Here is a 14495-nt window from a genome sequence, read left to right on the forward strand (position 1 = left end):
ACAAGCAATCATATGATCCATGCGAAACGCATGGATCATATGTTGCGTTTTGCCGACCTGGTGGTTATCGCGGGGCGGCTGCACCCGTTCCCATTCCGAACACGGCCGTGAAACGCCCCAGCGCCAATGGTACTTCGTCTCAAGACGCGGGAGAGTAGGTCGCTGCCAGGTCTGCAAAACGCAACTCAAAATCTTCTCAATCACTAAAGGGCAAAAAAGCCCAAATCAAAAGGCCGCAAATGCGGCCTTTATGCTATAATAAAACCATTCAACGCGGGGTGGAGCAGCCCGGTAGCTCGTCAGGCTCATAACCTGAAGGCCGCAGGTTCAAATCCTGCCCCCGCAACCAAGTATCAAAACAAAACCCCGTCGCAATCGCGACGGGGTTTTTTGTGTTTCGGGACTTATGGAATTGGGCCGTCAGGGAAAAACTAGGCCGCTGATCACAAAGCCAATCCCACAATCTACTTCCATGAACAAAGCCATCTTCGCCATTGCCATCGATCCCAAAACTGTGATGATGCACAATCTTTCCACTTCGGATAAAAACTGCCGTGACCGCTGATCCCTTGCATATCCTCAAGACCGTCTATGGATACGATGCGTTTCGTGGAAGGCAGGCCGACATCATTCGGCATGTAGTGGCGGGAAACAATGCCTTCGTTTTGATGCCGACGGGCGGTGGGAAGTCGCTTTGTTACCAGATCCCGGCGCTCGCGCGTGACGGCATGGGGTTGATCGTCTCGCCGCTCATTGCATTGATGGTCGATCAGGTTGCAGCCCTGCGTCAGGCGGGCGTGCGGGCCGAAGCTCTCAATTCCGATCTTTCCCCGGAAGAGCGGCGCGCGCTTTGGCGGGACATGCGGGCCGGCAAGGTCGATATTCTTTATGCTGCGCCGGAAACCCTGCTCAAGCCGGATGTCCTCGATGCGCTGCAATCCATCGACCTGTCGCTGATCGCGGTCGACGAGGCCCATTGTCTCTCTCAATGGGGACATGATTTCCGGCCGCCCTACCGCCAGCTAGACACGCTGATCGAGCGTTTTCCCGATACCCCGCGCATGGCGCTGACGGCGACGGCCGACGAGCCCACGCGCGCCGAAATTCTCGGTCATCTGGGGATTGAAGAGCACGATGCCTTCATCGCCGGGTTCGACCGGCCCAATATCCGCTATGCGATTATGGAAAAGGATAATCCGCGCGCGCAGCTGAAGCGCTTTTTGAAGGATCGCGACGCTGAGAGCGGTATCGTCTATTGCCTTTCCAAACGCAAAGTGGACGAAACGGCCGCATGGCTGCGGGAGGAGGGTCGCGATGCGCTACCCTATCACGCTGGCATGGACAAGGCTGCCCGCGAGGAGAACCAGACCCGTTTCCAGCACGGCGAGGCGGTCATCATTGTAGCGACCGTCGCTTTCGGCATGGGCATAGACAAGCCAGATGTGCGCTTCGTGGTTCATATCGACCTTCCTGGCAGCATCGAGGCCTATTATCAGGAAACGGGCCGAGCCGGTCGTGATGGTCTGCCGTCGGACGTGCTCATGCTCTATGGCTATGAAGATATTGCCCTGCGCAATCGTTTCATTGAAGAATCTGATGCCGTGGACCAACGCAAATATATGGAGCGCCAGAAGCTCGATGCGCTGCTCGGCCTCGCAGAAACGGCGAGTTGCCGCCGGCAGGTTCTGCTCTCCTATTTCGGCGACCGGTGCGAGCCTTGCGGCAATTGCGATACCTGCGCCGAGCCGCCGGATCTCTTCGACGGGGCCATCGCCGCGCAGAAACTTCTCTCCTGTATTTATCGCACGGGTGAACGTTTTGGCCAGGCCTATGTCATCCGCGTATTGCTGGGTGTCGAGGACGAGCGGATTTCCCGCTTCGGCCATGACCGCATCACCACTTACGGGATAGGCAAGGAGCACGACAACCGCACATGGCGCGCCATCCTGCGTCAGCTGGTTGCGTTACGCATGATTGACGTGGATCTGTCCGGGCATGGCGGCCTGTCCATCTCCGAGGATGGACGACGGTTCCTGCGCGAAAAACCGGCATTGATGCTGAGGATACCATCCGCTCCCCGCTCTACAAGGCAAAACACGCCCCGCAACGCGGTAGCGACGGTCTTGCCGGAATCCGATCGCAGTCTTTTTGAGGCGCTGCGTGCGAAGCGCATGGAAATTGCCCGGGCACAGAACGTTCCGCCCTATGTGATTTTCCACGACAAGACCCTCATCGAACTTGCGGCGGCAAAACCGGCCTCGGCGCAGGAAATGGCTGGGATTCCCGGCGTCGGCGACACCAAGCTGGAGCGCTACGGACCTGCTTTTCTGGCGGCGATCATGCAGCACGCGGCTGGCGAATGACCGGCAGATATCCAAATTAATAGCCGAGTAATAAAACCGCAGGGCGTTGCGAAGGCTCAGCCGGTCGTGTCCTTGAACAGAACGTTCTGATCGATGAGATAGCGTGAAAACAGGGGCAGGCTCGCGCCGCCGATTGCCCGCGCCTGGCTACCGACCGCGCCTTCGATGATGTCAGGCACCGTGACACCCTGCAGATCGTGGTGTTTAAGGGCAAGGCGGGTGGCGGCGACGATTCTGGTTCTGACCCAGTCGGGAAAACCGCCATCGATGATGACGCTCGAAAAATCGATGATGGAGGCGGCGGCAATAACGGCCTGCGCCAGCGCCGCGGCGGTTTTCCTGATCCAGCTTTCCAGCGGCTCGCCGAAATCAATCCACTCGTCCGGAGAAAACCACAGGGGGCGCGGATCGATACCCTTTTCGCGCAGCATGTTTTCCAGAACGAAGATCGACGCGATTTTCAGAAGCTGAACGGTATTGCCGTCCTGCCCCTGCACCGGCAAGGGGCCGATGGCGCCGGCCGTTCCCGTCTTTCCGGAAAATAGCGCCGAATTCAAAACAACGCCGCCGCCTATGAAGGAGCCGATGAAAACGTAAAGAAAATCCGGATAGTGCTGGCCTGCGCCAAAAACCAGTTCGGCGCCGCAGGCGCTGGTCGCGTCGTTCTGTAGAAAAACCGGATAGCTGACGTTTTCGGCAATTTCCGACCGGATATCGACGCCCCGCCATCTCTCCATTTCGATCTGTGGAGCGCCCACTTCCTGCGCCCAGTTCCACAATTCAAATGGAGCGGCGATGCCGACACCGGCAATTTTCTCCCGCTCGGTAGGGGAAAGCTTCGATTCGAGTTCCGTTATGCCGTCGATTACGAAGGGTAGTATCCATTCCGGAAGAGGGTAGGGATAGGTTCTGCGCAGCTTGAGCCTGATCCGGCCGACAAAATCCATCAGCACGAGATCGACGCTGCGTCGGCCGATCTTCACACCGAAAGAAAAGACGGCGTCGGGATTAAGCCGCATCGGCGTCGATGGCTGGCCGACTTTGCCACGCAGTCTTTCACCGCGAATGAGAAGCCCGTCCTTTTCAAGCGAGCGCATGATGACCGAGACGGTCTGCGCTGAAAGGCCGCAAAGTCTTGATATCTCGGCTTTTGACAGTCCGCCGTGACGGCGAACGAGAGACAGCACGAGCCGCTCATTATAAGCGCGCACTCCGATTTGGTTGGCGCCGCCGCTTATATCCATGGTGGTGGGCGGCGCCGGCGGCGCCGTCTCGACAGATTGTCTCATAGTGTCATCCTCCCGCCCGCCCTATCCGCCGCGACCGATACAGCAGGCTTTATGGCAATCTTGCTATCGCAACGTTAAACGACGTGGCGATATTCCTCCCTGCCGCATATTAGAATGCCATAGGGAATTAATAATTCAATCGGATTTATTTATTGACAGACGTTTCCTTTGGTGGTTCCATCTGAGCCAACGGTCGTCGATCTCGGAGGAGACGGGATCGTCGGGTAACCGTCACGGTGCTCAAATATCCATTGGGAGGATCTCATGAAGACCACTGTTTCCGCTCTTCTGGGCGCGCTTGCGCTTGGCGTTTCTTTCGCTTCCGTTGCGTCTGCGGCCGATACTTCGGTTTGCCTCATCACCAAAACCGATACCAATCCCTTTTTCGTCAAGATGAAGGAAGGCGCAACCGCCAAGGCTAAAGAACTTGGCGTGACGCTGAAATCCTATGCCGGCAAGATCGACGGCGATTCCGAAAGCCAGGTAGCCGCCATCGAGACCTGCATCGCCGATGGCGCCAAGGGTATCCTGATCACCGCATCGGACACCAAGGGTATCGTTCCGGCCGTTCAGAAGGCGCGTGATGCCGGTCTTCTGGTCATTGCGCTCGATACGCCGCTTGAACCCGTCGATGCCGCCGATTCCACCTTCGCCACGGACAATCTTCTGGCTGGTGAGCTGATCGGCAAATGGGCTGCCGGCAGCCTCGGCGACAAGGCCAAGGATGCGAAGATCGCCTTCCTCAACCTCACCCCCTCCCAGCCGACGGTGGATGTGCTGCGCAACCAGGGCTTCATGAAGGGCTTTGGCATCGACGTGAAGGACATCAACAAGATCGGCGATGAAAACGATCCGCGTATCGTCGGCCATGATGTCACCAATGGTAACGAAGAAGGCGGCCGCGCGGCGATGGAAAATCTGCTGCAGAAGGACCCGACCATCAACGTCGTGCACACCATCAATGAACCCGCGGCTGCCGGCGCTTATGAGGCGCTGAAAGCGGTTGGCCGTGAAAAGGATGTTCTGATCGTTTCCGTCGATGGCGGTTGCCCGGGCGTCAAGAACGTCGCGGAAGGCGTGATCGGCGCGACCTCGCAGCAATATCCGCTGCTGATGGCGGCGCTTGGCGTCGAAGCCGTCAAGAAGTTTGCCGACACCGGTGAAAAGCCGAAGCCAACCGAAGGCAAGAACTTCGTCGATACCGGCGTGACGCTGGTAACCGACAAGCCGGTCAAGGGCCTCGACTCCATCGATACGAAGGAAGGTCTCAACAAGTGCTGGGGCTGATGCCTCGCCGTTGAAACCCGCGGGGGCATTCGTGCCCCCGCCCTTGGACGAGAATGATTCAGGCACGATCCGGGGGATCGGACAAAGGAACAAACGAGCGTGTTACGCGTCCTGCGGGGATGGCATAGGCCGCTTCACAACACTTTGAAATCTATGCATCATTCTCTTCGGAGATAGACCCGGTGTCAGGGCTGGTGCGATAGAGCGATCGGGAGGAAAATCCATGAGCGATCAGCCGGTGCGGGCTCAGCCGCATAATGAATTTGAAAAAGTGCTTTCTGGAAGCTCGACGCAGGTCGCTGCTTTCGATACGCACGACAAGAGTGTGCTGGAAAAACTGCAGCACTTTCTCCACTCCAGCCCGGCGGCCGTTCCGCTTATTGTTCTGGTGCTGTCGCTGATTGTTTTCGGCCTGCTTCTCGGCGGCAAGTTTTTCTCGGCCTTCACGCTGACCCTTATTCTGCAACAGGTCGCCATCGTCGGTATTGTCGGCGCGGCGCAGTCGCTGGTCATCCTGACGGCGGGCATCGATCTGTCGGTCGGCGCGATCATGGTCCTGTCCTCCGTTGTCATGGGACAGTTCACCTTCCGTTACGGCTTGCCGGCGGAACTTTCCATTCTCTGTGGCCTTGCCGTCGGCGCATTTTGCGGCTTCATCAACGGTATTCTGGTCTCGCGCATGCGCCTGCCGCCCTTCATCGTAACGCTCGGCATGTGGCAGATCGTCTTGGCGACCAACTTCCTCTATTCCGCAAACGAAACGATCCGCGCCCAGGATATCGCCCAGCAGGCGCCGATCCTGCAATTCTTCGGCGCCAATATCCGGGTCGGCGGCGCGGTCTTCACCTATGGCGTCATCGCAATGGTACTGCTCGTCGCCCTGCTCTGGTATGTGCTGAACCGCACCGCCTGGGGTCGCCATCTTTATGCTGTCGGTGACGATCCGGATGCCGCCGAACTTGCCGGTGTCAACGTCAAGCGCATGCTGACCACCGTTTACACGCTGTCGGGTCTCATCTGCGCCTTCGCTGGCTGGGCCTTGATCGGCCGCATCGGCTCGGTTTCGCCGACAGCCGGTCAATTCGCCAATATAGAATCCATTACCGCAGTGGTTATCGGCGGCCTGTCGCTGTTCGGCGGGCGCGGCTCCATCATGGGCATGATCTTCGGCGCCCTGATCGTCGGCGTCTTTTCGCTCGGCCTCAGGCTTATCGGAACAGACCCGCAATGGACCTATCTGTTGATCGGCGTCCTCATCATCATGGCTGTCGCAATCGACCAGTGGATCAGAAAGGTAGCAGGCTGATGGCAAAAGAACCCATTCTCACAGCACGCAATCTCGTCAAGCGCTATGGTCGTGTGACCGCCCTCGATCATGCCGATTTCGACCTCTATCCGGGCGAAATCTTGGCGGTGATCGGTGATAACGGCGCCGGCAAATCCTCTCTCATCAAGGCAATTTCCGGTGCGGTGACACCCGATGAAGGGGAAATCCGGCTGGAAGGCCAGCTCGTCCAGTTCCGCTCGCCGATAGAGGCGCGCAAGGCTGGCATCGAGACGGTCTATCAGAACCTCGCGCTTTCGCCGGCGCTTTCCATAGCCGACAATATGTTTCTCGGCCGGGAAATCCGCAAACCCGGCATTCAGGGCAGCCTCTTCCGGGCCCTTGACCGCCCGGCCATGGAAAAATTCGCCCGGGAGAAACTGTCGGAACTCGGCCTGATGACGATCCAGAACATCAATCAGGCGGTGGAAACCCTCTCCGGCGGCCAGCGTCAGGGTGTGGCCGTGGCGCGTGCGGCGGCCTTCGGTTCCAAGGTCGTCATCCTCGACGAGCCGACGGCAGCACTCGGCGTCAAGGAAAGCCGTCGCGTGCTGGAGCTTATCCTCGATGTGCGTTCACGCGGCCTGCCGATCGTCCTGATCTCGCATAACATGCCGCATGTCTTCGAGGTTGCGGATCGCATCCATATTCACCGGCTAGGCAAGCGCCTGTGCGTCATCAATCCGAAGGACTACTCCATGTCCGACGCCGTCGCCTTCATGACCGGCGCCAAGGAAGCGCCGAAGGAAACGCTTGCCGCATGATGCTGAAGCTTGAAACGATCGCCGAAGACGTTCTTCGGCGGGCAGAAGGTAAATCCCGTTTTATCGTCGCTATTGCCGGTCCCCCTGGGGCCGGCAAATCCACGCTGGCGGATGCCCTTTGTGATGCTTTGCTGGCGCGGGGCGAAACGGCCGCCGTGCTGCCCATGGATGGCTTCCATATGGACAACGGCATTCTTGAAGAACGGGGGCTGCTGTCGCGAAAGGGCGCACCCGAAACCTTCGACGTGCGCGGTTTCCTCGATATCGTCTCCGCCGTCCGCAAGGGCGGGCATGAGGTGCTTGTTCCGGTTTTCGACCGTTCCCGTGAAATCGCGATAGCGTCCGCCCGGGCGATTGCGCCGGAAACACGCTTTATCCTTGCTGAAGGCAATTATCTGCTGCTGGACGAGGCGCCGTGGACAACTCTTTCCAGGAGCTTCGACCTCACCATTTTTGTAGGGCCGTCCGTCGACGTACTTGAGGAGAGGCTGCGGAAAAGATGGCAGGGCTATGGTCTCGACGAGGCTGCGATCCACGCCAAACTTTTCGAAAACGATCTTCCGAACGGAAAAAGGGTGATTGAGAACGCCCGTCCCGCCGATATCCGCATCGATACCTGGGAATAGATTAACGTTTTTCTCTCTTTGAGCGGCGGCGCGCATGTGCCGTTAAGCCTTTGTTGACCATGTGTTGAATCTTTTTGATCCACAGGGTGGGGCTTTTGTGTGTCTATTCATTGACGCGAAAATTTCCTCATATACTATATGTGGTGTTCGAGGTTCTTCCGATTCGCAAGGGTTGGGAGCTAAGACGGGAATTCGGTGCGTAACGCCATCATGGTGGAGCAAGGCCGAAACTGCCCCCGCAACTGTAAGCGGTGAGCATCGTTCCGATTTGGGTCACTGGAGCCGAAAGCTTCGGGAAGGCCGGAATAGATGTTGTGACCCGCAAGTCAGGAGACCTGCCTTGAGCGCAAACGTCCACGGGCGGGGTGTCCGGAGGAAGGTGTATGACGCAAATGATTTGCGTGCGCCCTTTTCTGCCCCCTCCAGAACAAGCTTCGGGGTGAAGTCATGCCAGTGCATTTGTTTGAGTTGCTGCGCTCGTCGGCGTAGAGAGCGATTTTACGCGGCTAAAGCCGCGCACGCCCACCTTAATGACAGATCCATCGCCGCCGATTGCGATTGCAATCGGCAATGTTGAGCCGTGTCCGAAACCGGCTTCTAGAGAGGAAATTATGACCGTCACCGTTTACAGCAAGCCCGCCTGCGTCCAGTGCACCGCGACCTATCGCGCTCTCGACCGCATCGGCGTCCCCTATGAGATTGTCGATATTTCCGAAGATGCGGATGCGCTCGATCACGTGCGTGGCCTCGGCTACATGCAGGTTCCCGTCGTTGTTGCCGGCGAACGCCATTGGGCGGGTTTCCGGCCGGATATGATCGGCTCGATCAGTTGAGGCGGCAAGGCGATGGGCCTGATCGTCTATTATTCCAGCCGCTCTGAAAACACCCATCGTTTCCTTCTGAAACTGGGACGGCGTCTGTTTCGCCTGCCGCTCGGCGCGGAGGACGACGTACCGCATGTGTCTGAGCCCTATGTGCTGGTCACCCCCACCTACGGGGGCGGCGGCACGAAAGGGGCCGTCCCGAAACCGGTCATCCGGTTCTTGAACGAGCCCTCCAACCGAAATCTCATTCGCGGCGTCATCGCGGCGGGAAACACGAATTTTGGCGCAGCTTTCGCATCCGCCGGAGATATCGTCTCGCGCAAATGCGCCGTGCCGTTTCTCTATCGCTTCGAGCTTCTCGGCACGGAGGAAGATGTCGCCAACGTCAAACATGGATTGGAACGATTTTGGACACGCTGACCTCGAGCGCCATGCGCAAGGACGCCAAACAGCCGCTAGCCGCAACCCAGAAACCGCTCGATGCGGCTATGGATTACCACGCGCTGAACGCGATGCTGAACCTCTATGACGAGAACGGAAAGATCCAGCTCGACAAGGATCGCCTGGCCGCCCGGCAATATTTCCTCCAGCACGTCAACCAGAACACCGTCTTTTTCCATAACCTTAGGGAGAAGCTCGATTATCTGGTAACGGAGGGATATTACGAGCAGGAAGTGCTGGACCAGTACTCCTTCAATTTCGTCCGTGACCTCTACGATGAGGCCTACGCCCGGAAATTCCGCTTTCCGACCTTTCTCGGCGCCTTCAAATATTACACGTCCTATACGCTGAAGACCTTCGACGGAAAACGTTATCTCGAGCGTTACGAGGACCGTGTCTGCATGGTGGCGCTGGCTCTCGCGCGTGGTGACGAACAGTTGGCCCGCGACCTGATGGACGAGATCATTTCAGGTCGCTTCCAGCCGGCAACGCCGACATTCCTAAACGCCGGCAAGAAGAGCCGCGGTGAGCTGGTTTCATGTTTTCTGCTGCGTGTGGAAGACAATATGGAAAGCATCGGCCGCTCCATCAATTCGGCGCTGCAGCTTTCCAAGCGCGGCGGCGGCGTGGCGCTGTCCTTGACCAATATTCGCGAATTTGGAGCGCCGATCAAACAGATCGAAAACCAGTCTTCCGGCGTTATTCCCGTCATGAAACTGCTGGAAGACAGTTTTTCCTACGCCAACCAGCTTGGTGCGCGTCAGGGTGCCGGCGCGGTCTATCTGCATGCTCACCATCCGGATATCATGCGCTTCCTCGATACCAAGCGCGAAAATGCCGACGAAAAAATCCGCATCAAGACCCTGTCGCTCGGCGTGGTGATCCCCGACATCACCTTCAAACTCGCCCGCAACAACGAGGATATGTATCTGTTTTCGCCCTATGATGTGGAGCGGGTCTATGGCGTGCCGTTGACCGAGATTTCGGTCACCGAAAAATATCATGAAATGGTTGCCGATAGCCGCATCCGCAAGAAGAAGATCAAGGCGCGCGAATTCTTCCAGGTGATCGCCGAAATCCAGTTCGAGAGCGGTTATCCCTACATCATGTTCGAGGACACGGTGAACCGCGCAAATCCGATCGCCGGCCGCATCAGCATGAGCAATCTCTGCTCGGAAATCCTGCAGGTTAGCGAGGCAAGCGAGTTCAATGCCGATCTTTCCTACAGCCATATGGGCAAGGATATTTCCTGCAATCTCGGCTCGCTCAACATTGCATCAGCAATGGATTCGGCGGATTTCGGCAAGACGATCGAGACCTCCATCCGGGCGCTGACGGCAGTGTCGGACATGAGCCACATCTCCTCCGTTCCTTCGGTGGAAAAGGGTAATGATGCCAGCCACGCCATCGGGCTAGGCCAGATGAACCTGCACGGTTATCTGGCGCGCGAGCGCATCTTCTACGGTTCTGAAGAAGGTGTCGATTTCACCAATATCTATTTCTACACCGTGACCTACCACGCCATCCGCGCCAGCAACCGGTTGGCGGTGGAAAGGCGCCAGAGCTTCAAGGGCTTTGAGAACTCCAAATATGCCTCGGGCGACTATTTCGACAAATATACCGACCGGGAATGGTTGCCTGCGACTGAAAAGGTCCGTGAGCTGTTCGAAAAAGCCGGTATCGCCATTCCAACGCAGGAAGACTGGAAGGCTTTGAAGCAGGACGTGATGGCATCGGGCCTCTATAACCAGAACCTTCAGGCCGTACCGCCGACGGGCTCGATCTCCTATATCAACCACTCCACTTCCTCCATTCATCCAATCGTCTCGAAGATCGAAATCCGCAAAGAGGGCAAGATCGGCCGCGTTTATTACCCGGCTTCTTATCTCTCGAATGATAATCTCGAATATTATCAGGATGCCTATGAGATCGGCCCGGAAAAGATCATCGATACCTATGCGGCCGCGACCCAGCATGTCGATCAGGGCCTGTCGCTGACGCTGTTCTTCCGCGATACGGCAACGACGCGTGATATCAATCGCGCGCAGATCTACGCGTGGAAGAAGGGCATCAAGACCATCTACTACATTCGTTTGCGCCAAATGGCGCTGGAAGGCACGCAGGTTCAGGGCTGCGTTTCCTGCACGCTCTGAATTGAGGGACAAGACAATGAACATCGCCGTAAAACCCGCGTCCCGCATCCGCGCGGTCAACTGGAACCGCATCGAGGACGACAAGGATCTCGAAGTCTGGAACCGCCTGACCTCGAATTTCTGGCTGCCGGAAAAGGTGCCGCTCTCCAACGATATCCCCTCCTGGGGAACGCTGAAACCGGAAGAACAGAAACTGACAATCCGTGTTTTCACCGGCCTGACATTGCTCGACACCATCCAGAACGGTGTCGGCGCGGTGCGCCTGATGGCGGATTCGGCAACGCCACATGAGGAGGCGGTGCTCTCCAACATTTCCTTCATGGAGGCGGTGCACGCCCGTTCCTATTCGTCGATCTTCTCGACGCTGTGCCTCACCCCTGACGTTGACGACGCCTATCGCTGGTCGGAGGAAAACGAATTTCTGCAGCGTAAATCCGCGCTCATCATGCGGGAATATGACAGCGGCGATCCGTTGAAGAAAAAGATCGCCAGTGTGTTTCTGGAAAGCTTCCTGTTCTATTCCGGCTTTTACCTGCCAATGTTCTGGTCAAGCCGCGCCAAGCTCACCAACACGGCGGATTTGATCCGCCTCATCATCCGCGATGAGGCCGTGCATGGCTATTATATCGGCTACAAGTTCCAGCAGGCGCTGGAGCGTCTCGGTGAAACGCAAAGACAGGAGATCAAGGATTTCGCCTTCGATCTCCTGCTTGAACTTTACGACAACGAAGCGAAGTATACCGAAGACCTCTATGACGGCGTCGGCCTGACGGAGGACGTCAAGCAGTTTCTCCATTACAACGCCAACAAGGCCCTGATGAATCTGGGTTATGAGGCGCTGTTTCCGGCCGAGGCCTGCCGGGTCAACCCCGCGATCCTCTCGGCGCTTTCTCCGAATGCCGACGAGAACCACGACTTCTTTTCCGGTTCCGGCTCCTCCTATGTCATCGGCAAGGCGGTCGCGACCGAAGACGAAGACTGGGATTTCTGAAGCCGGTTTGTCGGCAGGACCCGCAAAACTATTGCGGGTTCACCACCTGGCTCGCAAGGCGGAAGGGGCTGGCGACGGTGGCGCCGATCGCATCGAAAACGAAGGCTCCCGCACTGTTGATATCACCCCCGCGCCTGCTTGCCTCAAGTTGCGGCACCATGGAGGCCAGCGCCGCATAGCGGTCGTGGTTGAGCGGGTCCGACGCCTTCAGATTGGAGATGTCGACGAATTGCACGCCCTCCTTAAGGGCGGCTTCCTGCACTTGGCGGTCGGTCACATCCAGCGCGCCGATACGGGTGACGTCGGCGCCAAGGATGGAAGAGGCTTTCAGCGCACGGTCATCCTTGGAAACGAGAACGGTGAGCGGCGGGCTGAGCCGGCCGACAACCTCGATCTGCTTGCGGAAGACATCGGCGTCGATATCGGGCGCAGCCAGCACCACCTGCAGCTTGGCGATGACATCGTTTCTGCCCTGGAAGCGCAATTGCCGCAGCGCCTCCATGACCAGCCAGCCGCCCATGCTGTGCCCGAACACGACGACGCTTTTCTTCGGGGTCTGCCGGGTGAGATCGATCAACATTGCGGCGAGCGCATCGCGTGAAAAGGTCGCGGACTCCTTGTCGGCCACATAGCCGGCGACCGAGGCTTGCGACGGCCAGGAAAAGACGAGTGGCACGCCGTTCATATTGGCATCCGCCGCCATCTGCGCCGCGCGGAACAGGGCTTCCTGATAGCTGTAATTATAGCCGTGCACAAAAAGTGCGATCTGCTTGCCGGAGCGGGCTATGTCGCCAAGATCGGCATTAAAGCGCGTCTTCGTCAGCATATCGGCCCTGGTGACGACGAAATCCTTGTTCGGGTCCGGCTTGCCGCTGGCCCATTCGATTTTCCCGCTTTTATGGGTGGGCGGAATGGAAATATCGAAACTGGCGTAGTTCGGCTCCATCGCCCGCTCCGTGCCGAAGCCCTTTTTCGCGTCCGTGTTTTTCTCCCGCGTGCTCGCCACGAAGGCGGTCACGATTTTCGTGTCGCGGGTCCTGGTGTTGACGGCCTCCAGCACATCCGCCCCCGGTCGGCCTGCGCAGGAGGAGAGAAGACCGAGAGTGAGAAAGAGAGAAAAGATCAGGCGCATGAATGGGCTACCGGTGATGAGGACCGGTTCATAAATAACCGGCGACTAAAAAAGTTGCTACTGAAGAATGAATTGCACTCTAGCGGCTGTCTTCGGTGCGGACGGACGTTCCCCACCTTGCTATCCGTCCATCTTCGTTTTAGGCCGTACACATGACGAACAAGGTGTCGCTTTTACGGCTGAAACTCACGGACTTCCGCAATTATGCGGCGGCTGCGCTCACGCTCGATGACCGCCACGTGGTGCTGACGGGCGACAACGGTTCCGGCAAGACCAATCTCCTGGAGGCCGTCTCCTTTCTTTCACCCGGAAGGGGTCTGCGCCGCGCCACCCTTTCTGATGTGACGCGGGTAGGGGCCGAAGCCACCGGCTTCTCGATCTTCGCCGATGTCGAGGGCATGGATGGCGAAGTTGCTATCGGTACGGGAATTGAAGGCGATGGCGAGGTGGTGTCGCGTCGCTTGAGACTGAACGGGACGCCGGTGAAATCCGTCGATGAACTGACTGACCATCTGCGGGTATTGTGGCTGACGCCCGCGATGGACGGCCTCTTTACCGGCTCGTCCTCGGACCGCCGGCGTTTCCTCGACCGGCTGGTGCTGTCGCTCGATCCCGCTCACGGAAGGCGGGCAAGCGATTTCGAAAAGGCCATGCGCGGCCGTAACCGGCTACTTTCGGAAGGCCGCTTCGATCCGGTCTGGCTGGACGGCATCGAAAAGCAGATGGCCGAACTCGGCATCTCCATGGCGGTCGCGCGTTATGAGATGCTCGGCCTCTTGAAGAGCCTCATCGAGGGGCGGGCGGGCAATGCCGCTTTTCCCTCGGCGGCGCTTTCTCTCTCCGGTTTCATGGACGATGGGCTCAATCGTCCCGCCGTCGATCTGGAGGATGAATACAGGCTTATGTTGCGCGATGGCCGGTATCGTGACGCCGCTGCCGGCCGCACACTGGATGGGCCGCACCGCGTCGATCTCTTCGTGCGCCATGCGGAAAAGGACATGGAGGCCGAACGCTGTTCAACCGGGGAACAGAAGGCGCTGCTGGTGGGGCTGGTGCTTGCGCATGCGCAGCTGACCGCCAATATGACTGGCCATGCGCCGGTTCTGCTGCTGGACGAGATCGCCGCCCATCTGGATGAGGGCAGGCGGGCGGCTCTGTTCGATCTCATTCATGCGCTTGGCGGCCAGAGTTTTATGACCGGAACGGATACAGCGATGTTCTCCGCCCTTGGCGACAGGGCGCAATTCTTCAATGTTTCCCATGGGAGCATCACGGCATGACGGCTAAAAGATGGAGGGCGA

The 14495-nt window shown here is 58.1% G+C and carries 12 protein-coding genes, 1 tRNA gene, 1 rRNA gene and 1 riboswitch; of the genes, 12 read left to right on the forward strand and 2 right to left on the reverse strand.

Going from position 1 to position 14495, the window contains the following annotated elements; translation table 11 throughout:
* The first annotated feature begins 56 nt into the window (after positions 1-56).
* The 3 genes from rrf (at position 57) to recQ (ending at position 2363) form a co-directional block, all read left to right on the forward strand.
* Positions 57-171 (forward strand): 5S ribosomal RNA (gene rrf / locus F3H58_RS14675).
* Positions 172-272: 101 nt separating this feature from the next.
* A tRNA-Met gene (locus tag F3H58_RS14680) sits at positions 273-349 on the forward strand.
* Between the two features lie 205 nt (positions 350-554).
* On the forward strand, positions 555-2363 hold the full coding sequence (recQ, locus tag F3H58_RS14685; protein ID WP_149742710.1) for a DNA helicase RecQ: 1809 nt from the start codon (positions 555-557) through the stop codon (positions 2361-2363).
* A gap of 56 nt (positions 2364-2419) precedes the next feature.
* On the opposite strand, the gene F3H58_RS14690 is transcribed toward recQ, so the two are convergent.
* The gene (locus F3H58_RS14690; protein ID WP_149742711.1) at positions 2420-3652 is read right to left on the reverse strand and encodes an ROK family transcriptional regulator; all 1233 of its coding nucleotides are present in this window, start codon (positions 3650-3652) and stop codon (positions 2420-2422) included.
* 264 nt (positions 3653-3916) lie between these two features.
* Here F3H58_RS14690 and F3H58_RS14695 point away from each other — a divergent pair, with 264 nt between their 5' ends.
* From F3H58_RS14695 to nrdF, 8 genes are all read left to right on the forward strand, one after another.
* On the forward strand, positions 3917-4939 hold the full coding sequence (locus tag F3H58_RS14695) for a sugar ABC transporter substrate-binding protein (RefSeq protein ID WP_003524279.1): 1023 nt from the start codon (positions 3917-3919) through the stop codon (positions 4937-4939).
* A gap of 223 nt (positions 4940-5162) precedes the next feature.
* Positions 5163-6245 (forward strand): ABC transporter permease, encoded by a 1083-nt coding sequence (locus tag F3H58_RS14700; protein ID WP_065656365.1) that lies wholly within the window; start codon positions 5163-5165, stop codon positions 6243-6245.
* Positions 6245-7027, forward strand: a complete 783-nt coding sequence (locus F3H58_RS14705) for an ATP-binding cassette domain-containing protein (protein WP_149742712.1) — start codon at positions 6245-6247, stop codon at positions 7025-7027. Before F3H58_RS14700 ends, F3H58_RS14705 begins: the two co-directional genes overlap by 1 nt.
* Positions 7024-7653 carry a nucleoside triphosphate hydrolase gene (locus tag F3H58_RS14710; protein WP_149742713.1) on the forward strand — a complete coding sequence of 210 codons (630 nt, stop codon included), beginning with the start codon at positions 7024-7026 and terminating at the stop codon, positions 7651-7653. Before F3H58_RS14705 ends, F3H58_RS14710 begins: the two co-directional genes overlap by 4 nt.
* Before the next feature lie 133 nt (positions 7654-7786).
* Positions 7787-8010: riboswitch (cobalamin riboswitch) on the forward strand.
* 254 nt (positions 8011-8264) lie between these two features.
* A complete protein-coding gene (gene nrdH / locus F3H58_RS14715) occupies positions 8265-8486 on the forward strand; it encodes a glutaredoxin-like protein NrdH (protein WP_003524283.1) in 222 nt (73 codons plus the stop codon).
* A gap of 12 nt (positions 8487-8498) precedes the next feature.
* Positions 8499-8897: a class Ib ribonucleoside-diphosphate reductase assembly flavoprotein NrdI gene (gene nrdI, locus F3H58_RS14720; RefSeq protein WP_003507140.1), complete on the forward strand. Its 399-nt coding sequence runs from the start codon at positions 8499-8501 to the stop codon at positions 8895-8897.
* An 11-nt stretch (positions 8898-8908) separates the two neighbouring features.
* Positions 8909-11071 carry a class 1b ribonucleoside-diphosphate reductase subunit alpha gene (gene nrdE / locus F3H58_RS14725; RefSeq protein WP_149742866.1) on the forward strand — a complete coding sequence of 721 codons (2163 nt, stop codon included), beginning with the start codon at positions 8909-8911 and terminating at the stop codon, positions 11069-11071.
* Positions 11072-11087: 16 nt separating this feature from the next.
* A complete protein-coding gene (gene nrdF / locus F3H58_RS14730) occupies positions 11088-12062 on the forward strand; it encodes a class 1b ribonucleoside-diphosphate reductase subunit beta (protein WP_149742714.1) in 975 nt (324 codons plus the stop codon).
* Positions 12063-12090: 28 nt separating this feature from the next.
* On the opposite strand, the gene F3H58_RS14735 is transcribed toward nrdF, so the two are convergent.
* Positions 12091-13194 carry an alpha/beta hydrolase gene (locus F3H58_RS14735; protein ID WP_149742715.1) on the reverse strand — a complete coding sequence of 368 codons (1104 nt, stop codon included), beginning with the start codon at positions 13192-13194 and terminating at the stop codon, positions 12091-12093.
* A 152-nt stretch (positions 13195-13346) separates the two neighbouring features.
* On the opposite strand from F3H58_RS14735, the gene recF reads away from it, so the two are divergent.
* A complete protein-coding gene (gene recF / locus F3H58_RS14740; protein WP_059758899.1) occupies positions 13347-14474 on the forward strand; it encodes a DNA replication/repair protein RecF in 1128 nt (375 codons plus the stop codon).
* The last annotated feature ends 21 nt before the right edge of the window (positions 14475-14495 follow it).

It is taken from the genome of Rhizobium sp. NFACC06-2, assembly GCF_900101425.1.
GTDB lineage: Bacteria > Pseudomonadota > Alphaproteobacteria > Rhizobiales > Rhizobiaceae > Agrobacterium > Agrobacterium leguminum.

What these genes read in the sequence shown, in the direction of transcription:
- F3H58_RS14690 (WP_149742711.1), bottom strand. Translation starts at nt 3,652, where the DNA reads ATGAGACAATCTGTCGAGACGGCGCCGCCGGCGCCGCCCACCACCATG.
- F3H58_RS14695 (WP_003524279.1), top strand. Translation starts at nt 3,917, where the DNA reads ATGAAGACCACTGTTTCCGCTCTTCTGGGCGCGCTTGCGCTTGGCGTT.
- F3H58_RS14700 (WP_065656365.1), top strand. Translation starts at nt 5,163, where the DNA reads ATGAGCGATCAGCCGGTGCGGGCTCAGCCGCATAATGAATTTGAAAAA.
- F3H58_RS14705 (WP_149742712.1), top strand. Translation starts at nt 6,245, where the DNA reads ATGGCAAAAGAACCCATTCTCACAGCACGCAATCTCGTCAAGCGCTAT.
- F3H58_RS14710 (WP_149742713.1), top strand. Translation starts at nt 7,024, where the DNA reads ATGATGCTGAAGCTTGAAACGATCGCCGAAGACGTTCTTCGGCGGGCA.
- nrdH (WP_003524283.1), top strand. Translation starts at nt 8,265, where the DNA reads ATGACCGTCACCGTTTACAGCAAGCCCGCCTGCGTCCAGTGCACCGCG.
- nrdI (WP_003507140.1), top strand. Translation starts at nt 8,499, where the DNA reads ATGGGCCTGATCGTCTATTATTCCAGCCGCTCTGAAAACACCCATCGT.
- nrdE (WP_149742866.1), top strand. Translation starts at nt 8,909, where the DNA reads ATGCGCAAGGACGCCAAACAGCCGCTAGCCGCAACCCAGAAACCGCTC.
- nrdF (WP_149742714.1), top strand. Translation starts at nt 11,088, where the DNA reads ATGAACATCGCCGTAAAACCCGCGTCCCGCATCCGCGCGGTCAACTGG.
- F3H58_RS14735 (WP_149742715.1), bottom strand. Translation starts at nt 13,194, where the DNA reads ATGCGCCTGATCTTTTCTCTCTTTCTCACTCTCGGTCTTCTCTCCTCC.
- recF (WP_059758899.1), top strand. Translation starts at nt 13,347, where the DNA reads ATGACGAACAAGGTGTCGCTTTTACGGCTGAAACTCACGGACTTCCGC.